The following is a 10631-nucleotide window of genomic DNA, read 5'->3' as shown; positions in this document are numbered from 1 at the left end:
AATGATGCCATGGATTCTGTTCTCAAGGCTGCGTCCTAACCGTATTGACTAGTGCTATAGCAAAATGCTCTTACCGTGAACCATGATTACCTATTGTCCAAAATTCGATGTCCAAGCAGCCTGAAGAAAGACCTGAAACAATGGTTGAAAGCGGGTGTGCTAGACAATGGCGTATTCGAGGATACGGAAGCAGGGACACCACAAGGAGGGGTAATAAGTCCAATACTCGCCAATATCGCACTGGATGGGATGGCTAGGTTAGTAGAAATAATGTATCCACAAGGAACTAATAATAAACCTTTTGCAAGGTTAGTAATATACGCCGATAATTTTGTAGTCATATCCAAAGACCTAAGAATCATTGAACAGTGCAAAACTGCAATTTCCGAATGGTTAAAACCGGTGGGGCTAGAAATCAAACCTGAAAAGACAAGAGTGTGTCATACACTAAAACCCATACAATATGAAGGTAAAACAGAAGAACAAGGATTTGATTTCCTAGGTTTCAACATCAGGCAATACCCGGCAGGAAGACATAAAGCTGGCAAGATAAACCAAAACGCAGTCAAAGAGTTCCTGACTCACATCAAACCCAGCAAGAAAGCAGTTAAAGCCCACACAGAAGTGATAAAGGGTGTAATCAAACGACATAAAACCGCACCCAAATCAACCCTGATAAGTAAGCTAAACCCAATCATAAGAGGGTGGACAAATTATTATTCAGGGGTCGTCTCAACCGAGACCTTCAATAAGCTAGACTACACAATCTGGCTAATGTTACGGGCATGGACAGATTCAAGATGCGGAAAGGCAAGTCACGATAAACTGAGGAAATACTTTAGACCGGGAACGGTCAAACTCAGTAACGGGAAAGAAAGGCATGAAACTTGGTTATTCAAAGCCGAGGATGGATTAACACTATGGAAACACAGTTACACTCCGATTGTCAGACACACCCTAATTCGCCCTGACGCAACACCATACGACGGAAACTGGACTTACTGGGCAACCAGGAAAGGACAAGCAATTGACACACCGACAAGGGTAGCCAAACTACTCAAAAAGCAAAAAGGCAGGTGTACCTGGTGCGGGCAATACTTTACCCCATCAGACCTAGTTGAAGTAGACCACATACATCCCAGAAGCCAAGGCGGAAAGGATGAATACAAGAACCTTCAACTGTTACACCGCCACACCCGCGATGATAAAACAGCCCTCGATGAGGAGCGAATGCTGTACTCTTAACAAAGAGACAATCGGACTAGGAGCCGTGTGAAGGGAAACTTTCAAGCACGGTTCTGAATGGGAGGGGTAGGCTGTGAAGTTTATCTCGACCCCTAATCATGGTAAATATTGAAGTGTTATGGTTGACTCATGCGAGGAAATTAGGGGGGTTATTTATAGCAATAGTCAATACGGTTAGGACGCAGCCTTGAGAACAGAATCCATGGCATCATCGAGAGAATCAAACTGCTCACGTGCAATGGCGAATGCGGGCTTTCAACCACGACCAACATTTCTCTATCTTGTTGAGGTCTGGCGAATAAGGCGGAAGATAGAGTAAACGGCATTGAGCTGCCTCCACCAGTTCAGCCTGCCGCCCCCCTTTATGAAACGTTGCATTGTCCAATACTAGAGTCTGACCTGGCTTCAATGTTGGAATTATATATTTTAAATAACCTCGTGATTGTTAAGGATAAAGAATCAGTTAAAATTGAGTTTCTTACTTGATGATTAGTTCTCTGGGTAATTTATTGAAAGAAAGCCGCTCATTTTCGACATCAACATAGATGGTATTTCCATCATTAAACTCTCCCCGAAGAATGCCTTTGGCAATTTGTGTTTCTAGTTCCTGTTGAATAGCTCGTTTGAGGGGACGGGCTCCATAAACGGGGTCAAAACCGACATCAGCTAGGTAGTCCAGGGCGCTCTCAGACAATTTTAAGGACATTTTATGCTGCTCTAGGCGCTGAGAAAGATTGCCTAATTGTAGGAGGACAATTTCGCGCAATTGGTGGGGTTTGAGAGAGTGGAAAATAATAATTTCATCAATGCGATTAAGAAACTCTGGACGAAAAGCCGATCGCATAGAATCCATAACCCGGTGACGCATTTCCTCATAGCGAGAATCATCGCCAGCAATATCCAAAATATACTGCGACCCAATGTTACTGGTCATAATAATGATAGTATTTTTGAAATCGACAGTACGACCTTGAGAATCGGTAACTCGACCATCATCAAGGATCTGAAGCATGACATTAAAGACATCAGGATGAGCCTTTTCTATCTCATCAAAGAGAATAACAGCATAGGGACGGCGGCGGATAGCCTCAGTGAGTTGTCCTCCGTCGTCATAACCGACATATCCGGGAGGGGCTCCCAAAAGGCGGGAAACGGAATGTTTCTCCATGTATTCAGACATATCAATACGAACGATCGCCTCTTCGGTGTCAAATAGGTAGGAGGCTAAAGCCTTAGCTAGTTCAGTTTTACCGACTCCCGTTGGTCCGAGGAAGATAAAACTAGCGACGGGTCGGTTAGGGTCTGACAGACCAGCGCGCGATCGCTGAATAGAGTCAGCGACGGCTGTTACAGCTTCATCCTGTCCCACTACCCGTTGATGTAACTCATCTTCTAAATGCAGTAATTTCTCCTTCTCAGATTCGACTAATTTACTAATAGGAATCCCCGTCCACTTAGAGATAATTTCAGCAATATCAGACTCGGTTACTTCTTCCCGGAGGAGAGTTTTCCCTCCGGTTTGAGTATCTTGTAATTGTGACTCAGCTTGATGGAGTTGTTTTTTGAGAGCTTCCATGGTCCCATATTTCAACTCAGCAGCGCGGTTGAGATCATAATTACGTTCCGCTTGTTGAATTTCAATGTTAACCCGATCAATCTCTTCTTTGAGGGACTGAATATGGGTAATTGTATTTTTTTCCGACTCCCACTGAGCGCTGAGGGTGCGTTGTTCTTCCTTCAGGTTGGCTAAGTCTTTTTCCAGTCGTTCTAACCTTTCTTGGGAGGCGGTATCACTCTCTTTTTGCAAAGACAGTCTTTCCATTTCTAATTGGAGGATTTTCCGGTCGATTTCGTCTAGTTCCTCCGGCTTAGAAGTGATTTCCATTTTCAACTTAGCAGCGGCTTCGTCTACCAAGTCGATCGCCTTATCAGGAAGGAAGCGATCGCTAATATAGCGAGTAGACAGAGTAGCCGCCGCCACCAAAGAACTATCAGAAATCTTCACCCCATGATGAACCTCATAGCGTTCTTTCAAGCCTCGTAAAATCGAGATCGTATCAACCACATTAGGCTGATCAACATAAACCTGCTGAAAACGCCGCTCTAAGGCTGCATCTTTCTCAATATACTTACGATATTCATCTAAAGTAGTCGCACCGATACAGCGCAACTCACCCCGTGCTAACATAGGTTTCAGGAGGTTTCCCGCATCCATAGCTCCTTGGGTAGCTCCCGCACCAACAACGGTGTGAATCTCATCAATAAATAGGATTATTTTACCTTCAGAGTCGGTGACTTCTTTAAGAACTGCTTTCAAGCGTTCTTCAAATTCTCCCCGAAACTTAGCACCAGCAATAAGTGCGCCCATATCTAGTGCTATTAGTTTTCTTTCTTGGAGAGATTGAGGCACATCTCCCGCGATAATACGTTGAGCCAATCCTTCTGCGATCGCCGTTTTTCCAACTCCTGGTTCCCCAATTAAAACCGGATTATTTTTAGTCCGCCGACTCAAAATTTGAATAGTACGGCGGATTTCTTCATCCCGACCAATTACCGGGTCTAATTTCCCCATACGCGCCGCTTCAGTTAAATCGCGTCCATATTTCTCCAAGGCTTCATATTTGCCTTCCGGGTTCTGATCTGTCACAGTTTGATTTCCTCGAATTTGGGTAATAATTTGTTGAAGTTTCGCTTCATCTAGTCGAAATTCTTGATAGAGAGTTTTACCAAATCTAGCATCTTTAGCGTAAGCCAATAACAGATGTTCAACGGATATATATTCATCTCCATATTGTTGGCGGTAGGCTTCAGCGTTGTCTAACAGCGTATCTAAAGTGCGACCTAAATATACGTTGGTGCTGTTTCCTTTAATTTTCGGTTGACGATTAATAAAGTTTTCCGTACTTTCCCGGACCTTAGCTACTGATATTCCCGCTTTATTAAATAAACTATTGGCGAGTCCATCTTGCTCTAGCAAGGCTTTCATCAAATGCTCAGTTTCGATTTGTTGTTGTTGAGCCTGTTTGACTATATCGGGAGTTTGTGCTAAGGCTTGCCATGCTTTTTCTGTAAATTTACTCGGATCTGTGGGTTGCATAATTTCTAACCTCCTATACTGATTTTATCTCATAATTGACTGCTATTAACCATGGGGGACCTTTGGCGGAAGATTTTGATAAGAATGCCATCATTTTCTCAAGGTTTTAGTCTGTCCGACTATTTATAGACTTTAGCTTAATTGACTAGGGGCATTAGTTCTCTATTCCTAACCTTCGGGGTACGGATCACCGAAGTGATCAGCAGAGCTATGGTGGCTACAAATACTGACCAGAGACGTGGACTGGTAGCCAAACTACAAAGGTTGAGCCTACTCCTTCACGACTTTTTACATAAATGCCGCCGCCTAAAATCTCACAAAGTCGTTGGCTGATGGCGAGTCCTAAACCCGTGCCACCAAATCGTTTAGTTGTGGAAGCGTCAGCTTGGATAAAGGCTTTAAAAATGTGTTGAACTTGTTCTTGATTCATGCCAATTCCTGTGTCTTTGACTTGAAAAACCAAATACTGAGTTTTAGCACTGGCAAATCTTTCAGCATTGGAGGTGTCTTTTTTCCACTCATTGGGAATTTTGGTAACTCGCTGAACTTGCAGGGTAATGGTTCCTTTATCGGTAAATTTGGAAGCATTACTCAATAGGTTTAATAGCACTTGTCTAACTTTGGGTAGGTCGGCATACATGGTGCCGAGGTCTTTGGCTGTTTTGACTTTGAGAGCGTTCTGATTTTTTTCGGTTAGGGGGGTGGCGGTGGCTACCACATCATCAATTAATTGTTGCACGGCAAAATCTTCGAGATACAGGGTGACATGACCGGCTTCGATTTTGGAGATGTCGAGAATATCACTAATCATGTCTAAGAGGTGTTTTCCTGCGGTTTGAATCCTCTCTAAATCGGGTAAAAAATCATCGTAGCCTAAATCTTTTGATTCTTCGTGAAGCATTTCACTATAGCCAATAATGGCGTTTAGGGGGGTGCGAAGTTCATGGCTCATGTTGGCTAAAAATACACTTTTTGAACGGTTGGCTGCTTCGGCGGCAATTTTGGCTTTTTGGAGTTCTTCGGTATATTGTGCGACTCGTTTAATTAGTTGGTTAAGGGTGGTTGTGAGTTTGCCGATTTCTGTGTTTTGGTCTTCGGTTAGGGGAATTCTTAGGGCAAAATCGGAATCTTCTCCTACTTGATCGGCAATGCTAATCATTTGTTCAATGGGATCGGCGATCGCTTGACCTGTATATTTGGCTAGTAACCAACCTAAAACTATAGCGGTTAATAAACTTATTAATATAATGTTACGAGCGATACTTTGTCCGGTTTGTAATTCAACTAAGGCTAAGTCGGCGCGATCGCGAAAATTGACCGCTAACTGCAATGCTTCCCCAGATAAATTATAGAGGTTAGTGGCAGCCGGGCTGTTGTTGAAGTTGTTTAATGACTGTTGGAGGATTTGTTGATTTTCTGGGCTGTTGTTCCCGGTTTCTGTTGCTTGAAATATCCGGTTGATTTCCTCTGTATAGATGGCGATCGCACTGCTATAATCCTGCAAAATTTCTTGTAATCTTTGATAGTCTGGCTGGATTTTAGGGTCCGTGGTGCTAGGCACTTCCTGCCAATTGTTCAGAGCCAGTTGTAATTGAAAAATTTCTGACCTAATTTGGGAAATTATGATTAAGATTTTGTCGGGGTTGTTGATATTATTAACCAGCTTTTTTTGCTGGTCTTTGAGGTCAAAAATATTCGTATCTAAGTTAATTAAAAAATGGGCTTGGTTGTGATTAATCTTAAACTGTTTATTACTGTTATTGGTGAGAACTGTGTTAACTACAAATCCGGTTAACACCCCCCCGACGGCTACACCGAGAACAATCATATAGCCACTACTAATTTTTTGCCGAATTCCCAAATTATTGAAAAACGGCAGAGACAACCCCCAAGGAGTTAGGGTATTTGAAGAATTGGGTTTGGGTGAGGTTTGAGGCATCCGTTGCTTTACAATTAGCCAGGAAGGTCTACAAAATACCAGGCGTAACCCTCGGTTCTGATGGCTGTCAGAATTTTAGATTTTGGGGATGTCTGATATTATTATCGGTATCTATAATTCAGGCGGCACATTCAGGATCAAGTTGAGCAGAAGGTGAGAACCTACTGGACAAGTATTCTAGCATTTTAATAAGTCAATTTTGAGCAACCTTTGATAAACTTAATGAAGTTGAGAGATGCACGCTCAACAGTGTGCATGGGTCAAGGAACTTTGATAGTCCCCAGGCTATCTGCAAATTTTGGTTTTGGCATGGTGATGGCGCTAGGGGTACACTAGAAGTAAATTTAGTGAATGACGGGTAATTGTCCATGAAACTATTTGATCAAATTGTCGGTGCATTGAATAACCCAGCACTGCAAGCCAACACTAACCAAATTAATGATCTCATAAATACGGCACAACAGCTAGGGGTTAACTTTGGTGGGTCTCCGGAAACCACCCAGGCGGTGATGTCTGTGGTGGGGGACTATGTGCGATCGGCACTCAAGGAAAAGTGCAACCAGGAAGGCAAGGAGTCAGTACAATCCTTTGTTAATCAGTATAGTGGTATCCAAGCGAATCCTGCTGTGCTACAATTGCTATTTTCTCCCCAAACGCAAAATCGACTGATTGAAGCGGTCGAACAGCGCACCGGAGTTAATGCTCAGACTATTAGAAGTTTGCTGCCCCTATTGGTTCCTGTGGTTTTGAACTTTTTGCAAACTGGGACTAATAGCCAAGATCCACAAAAAGGCGAAAATCCGGTTTTGACGAGTTTCTTAGATAGTACCGGTGATGGAGAGGCTGATATTGCGGGTGTGCTGCGACTAGCTAGTAGCTTTTTTAAGCGCTAATCTGATAATTGGTCTAATGATATGGTGATTGAATGGTTACGGTTTAAGGTTCCCCCAACACTGTGGGAAGCCTTTATTCAGAAGGATGAACAGGTTTGGACGGAAGGACTGAAGCAGTTTCCGGGTTTTATTGGTAAGGAAACTTGGGTTGACCCCAAACTCGAAGAGGTGATCCTAGTAATTCGCTGGGAAACTCGCGAACAGTGGAAATCCATTCCCACAGAAGCCTTAGAAAAGCTAGACCTAGCGATGGGTGATCTGAAAATGCCGATTATTGAAAGCTATGAGTATCAGGTGCGTAAGTTCCTACATTAAGGATTGAGGAAGATTAGCTGAATTTGTCAATGAGGGCAAACATAAGGTTAAGGGTCAGTAAACCTACCCCAATCAGGAGTCCGATAAACGTGGCAATACTCAAAAATGGACGAATTTTGGCGAATCCCTGGTTTTGTTTTGGTTCCATAAAACGGATAACTCCTGCTAGGCAACATATCGGACAATTACGGATTAGACTGGGATTATAACATAATTGCTTGTAGCATAATCGACCTGCTCACTTTTAACCTAAATTGAAATCATGGCTATGTTTTCTCCGATTTCTCACCCAAATCAATCTGTACTTAACCATAATCACAGTGCTGCCATGCCCAAACCTAATTCGTCAGAGTCTGATCTGTTAGCCTCGTCTTTACCTCAGCGCCACTGGTTGGAGTGGGCAGAATATATTTCTTTGGCAAGTTCTGCTATTGGGTCGGTGGTGGTGGCGCTTTCGGGTCAGGCTTTCTATGGGGTTGCGCCTCTGACTGTGGCTCTCTCTCTTAATGTTGCTAACCGACATCGCCTACAACAGTCTATGGGGGAAACTCAGGCTGATGTGGTTGAGGTTAGGGAGTCGGTGGAGGTTTTGGAACAAAAGGCGGTGCGGGCAATTTTGGGGTTGCGCCAACAACTAAGGGGAGATATTGAGGCACTACAAAGCCAATTACCAGAGCCTGTAAGTGAGGATGAATTGATGAGGGTTCGTGGGTCAAAACAGGTGGCTGTGTTAACGGAGTCTGTGGCTTCGTTTCAGAGTGAAATGTCTCAGGCTTTGGATGAGATGGAACAGCAGTTTCACCAGGAAATTGCCCCTTTACAGGGTAGTGTGATTGAGTTACAAAATGCGATCGCATTATTACAAAATCAACAGGGTAAATTGACAACTCCTGTTCAGCGGCAGGCGGGTGATGTGTCTCAAATTCAGGCTGAAATAGAACGCATATCTAATGAAAACGAGACAATTATTAAACCTCATATAAAACGTTTGCTTTTGGTAGTTAAACAAATGCAAAAAACTGAGAGTAATAATTATTTACCTCGTCCACCCAAACCCAATTCTAATAATAAGAATTAGCTGGCAATATGACATTAACAATAAAGCCGAGAAAAATTCTCTTAGATACTGACCCAGGTGGGGATGATGTGTTCGCTTTGCTATGGTTGCAAAGTTTGGTTAGCCAAGGTATGGCTGAATTGGTGGCGGTGACAACTGCAGAAGGAAATGTGGAGGCTCAACGCACTTTTACCACGGCTAGTCAGGTTCTGGCTTGGACTGGAATGGATGGGGTGACGGTGGGTCGTGGGGTGATGGGGGTTAATTCTTTGGTGGGAAATGCTAGTCATATTCACGGGGATGATGGTATCGGGAATTTGTCGGATACTTTACCGCCGCCTACCCATAATTTTGAGGAGGCTTTGGGTTCGCCACAGGTGATTATTGACTGTTTAGAAAAATATCCAGGGGAAATTACTATAGCAGCGATCGCCCCTTTAACTAATTTAGCCGCCGCAGAACAAATACGCCCAGGTATTCTCAAGTTAGCGCGGGAAATTGTGATTATGGGGGGTTCTTTTCATTTGGGGGGAAATGTTACCCCCCATGGAGAGTTTAATATTATTTATAACCCGGAAGCGGCGGCTACTGTTTTCGCCAGTCGCCATGATTTGGTGATGATTTCCTTAGATGTTACCCAGCATTTAATTTTCACCCCAGAAATTAGCGATCGCATAGCCGCAGTTAATCCCCAAAGTGCGATCGCAAAATTTATGGTTGGTTTGGTGAAGTTCATGATCACAACAGCTTTAAAAAACCGTCGCACTCGTGGTATTCCTGGTTTTTTAGTGCATGATGCGGCTACCATAGCTTATATATTCTACCCGGAATTATTCAAGTTTTACCGGGCTCAGGTTGAGATAGAAACCCAAGGACTCTCAACTCGCGGTCTAACTTGGTTTGAGCGCACCCATAAACCCAAATTAGATGTTAATAGCTGGGTGATCTCAGAAGTGGATTCTGAGATGTTTTTTGCCATTTTAGTTGAAGATTTAAAACCATTAATAATGGACAATTGATAATTGATAATTAATTACCGATTACCGATTGCCCATTGCCGATTATCGATTTTTGAAAGGATTAATTTTCGTCGCTGAGAATTTGAGGAACTCGGAAGAAATCCCCATCAGGTTCTGGGGCGGCGGCGAGTAAAGCGTCGCGATTTTGATAGGGTTCAAGTTGATCAGGACGGGTGATATTGCTGACATCGATCGCCCGCATAGTAGGGGCGACTTTTTCGGTATCCAGCTCCTTGAGTTGTTCAAAGTAATCCAAAATACCATTCAATTCCTTAGTAAACTTTTCCTCTTCCGAGGGCTGTAGTTGTAAGCGAGCTAAGTGAGCCACTTTGCGGACTTCTTCGCGGTCAATCATGCTGGTAATCAAACTCCTATTTAGAAGTAAACATCAATATCACTGCGGCCTGTTGTTTTCAGCCAGTTTTGAGCTTCAATGTAGTTATTAGGAGCGAGACGAATAGCCCGTTTCCAGTATTCTGCGGCTTCCCGATAGGCTTGTTCTGCGGCATCGGGATCTCCGGCTTCTTTGGCGCGATCGCCGCGATAGTGGAAAATAACAGCAATATTATTGAGAGCCTGGGGAAGGCGGGGGTTGAGTTCAATTGCTTGATGGTAATAATCTAGAGCTTGGTCATGTTCGCCGTTGCTGGTATGAATCAAACCAATGTTATAGAGGATATAACTGCGATCGTTAGGATCTTGTTCAAGTTTGAGAGCCTCATAATAGTTTTCGAGAGCTTCTGCATATTCTCCATCAGCTTGAGCCGACATTCCATCGCGATAGTAGGCGAAGGCTTCTTTTGCCTCCCGGCTGGTAGGTAGCATTTTCAGAAGCATATCAGCCGCGACCGTAAAAGTCTTATCAATGAAATTATCGTTACGTTGAGTTCTGGGCATATTATTAGGAATCTCCACAGTAGGGGGGCGATCGCTTGGAGTTACCGCATCAGGGGCAAAACCAATATTAAGTTTACACCTTCGTTAATTGCTAGAGCAATCTAACCGGGTATTCTATTAGGGGTCGAGATAGACCTCACGGTCTACCCCTCCCATTCAGCAGCAGAAC

10 protein-coding genes and 1 pseudogene are annotated in these 10631 nt (G+C 43.5%); 5 read left to right on the top strand and 6 right to left on the bottom strand.

Annotated elements, in window-relative coordinates; genetic code table 11:
- Window positions 1-75: 75 nt before the first annotated feature.
- A complete protein-coding gene (locus tag P5674_RS20725; RefSeq protein WP_014276586.1) occupies window positions 76-1245 on the top strand; it encodes a group II intron reverse transcriptase in 1170 nt (389 codons plus the stop codon).
- 174 nt (window positions 1246-1419) lie between these two features.
- On the opposite strand, the pseudogene P5674_RS20720 reads toward P5674_RS20725, so the two are convergent.
- The 3 genes and pseudogenes from P5674_RS20720 to P5674_RS20710 form a co-directional block, all read right to left on the bottom strand.
- Window positions 1420-1666 (bottom strand): annotated as a pseudogene (locus tag P5674_RS20720) (transposase); the annotation flags it as partial.
- Window positions 1667-1723: 57 nt separating this feature from the next.
- Entirely contained in the window at window positions 1724-4342 is a 2619-nt protein-coding gene (gene clpB / locus P5674_RS20715) for an ATP-dependent chaperone ClpB (RefSeq protein WP_006617178.1), read from the bottom strand.
- 217 nt (window positions 4343-4559) lie between these two features.
- Window positions 4560-6281 (bottom strand): sensor histidine kinase, encoded by a 1722-nt coding sequence (locus P5674_RS20710; RefSeq protein ID WP_006617177.1) that lies wholly within the window; start codon window positions 6279-6281, stop codon window positions 4560-4562.
- A 368-nt stretch (window positions 6282-6649) separates the two neighbouring features.
- On the opposite strand from P5674_RS20710, the gene P5674_RS20705 reads away from it, so the two are divergent.
- Window positions 6650-7174, top strand: a complete 525-nt coding sequence (locus P5674_RS20705; protein ID WP_006617176.1) for a DUF937 domain-containing protein — start codon at window positions 6650-6652, stop codon at window positions 7172-7174.
- Between the two features lie 21 nt (window positions 7175-7195).
- Entirely contained in the window at window positions 7196-7489 is a 294-nt protein-coding gene (locus tag P5674_RS20700; protein WP_006617175.1) for a TIGR03792 family protein, read from the top strand.
- Window positions 7490-7502: 13 nt separating this feature from the next.
- On the opposite strand, the gene P5674_RS20695 is transcribed toward P5674_RS20700, so the two are convergent.
- Window positions 7503-7637: a hypothetical protein gene (locus P5674_RS20695; protein ID WP_008052987.1), complete on the bottom strand. Its 135-nt coding sequence runs from the start codon at window positions 7635-7637 to the stop codon at window positions 7503-7505.
- Window positions 7638-7751: 114 nt separating this feature from the next.
- On the opposite strand from P5674_RS20695, the gene P5674_RS20690 reads away from it, so the two are divergent.
- Window positions 7752-8567: a hypothetical protein gene (locus P5674_RS20690; RefSeq protein WP_006617174.1), complete on the top strand. Its 816-nt coding sequence runs from the start codon at window positions 7752-7754 to the stop codon at window positions 8565-8567.
- 8 nt (window positions 8568-8575) lie between these two features.
- The gene (locus P5674_RS20685; protein WP_006617173.1) at window positions 8576-9565 is read left to right on the top strand and encodes a nucleoside hydrolase; all 990 of its coding nucleotides are present in this window, start codon (window positions 8576-8578) and stop codon (window positions 9563-9565) included.
- A gap of 61 nt (window positions 9566-9626) precedes the next feature.
- Here P5674_RS20685 and gatC read toward each other — a convergent pair whose 3' ends face one another.
- Together gatC and P5674_RS20675 are read right to left on the bottom strand one after the other, a co-directional pair.
- On the bottom strand, window positions 9627-9920 hold the full coding sequence (gatC, locus tag P5674_RS20680) for an Asp-tRNA(Asn)/Glu-tRNA(Gln) amidotransferase subunit GatC (RefSeq protein WP_006617172.1): 294 nt from the start codon (window positions 9918-9920) through the stop codon (window positions 9627-9629).
- 20 nt (window positions 9921-9940) lie between these two features.
- Window positions 9941-10462 carry a photosystem I assembly protein Ycf3 gene (locus tag P5674_RS20675; protein WP_006617171.1) on the bottom strand — a complete coding sequence of 174 codons (522 nt, stop codon included), beginning with the start codon at window positions 10460-10462 and terminating at the stop codon, window positions 9941-9943.
- Between the last annotated feature and the right edge of the window lie 169 nt (window positions 10463-10631).

The organism is Limnospira sp. PMC 289.06 (assembly GCF_032350395.1).
GTDB lineage: Bacteria > Cyanobacteriota > Cyanobacteriia > Cyanobacteriales > Microcoleaceae > Limnospira > Limnospira platensis.
The sequence above is the reverse complement of the archived record's forward strand: the minus strand, read 5'-3'. Positions and strand labels throughout refer to the sequence as shown.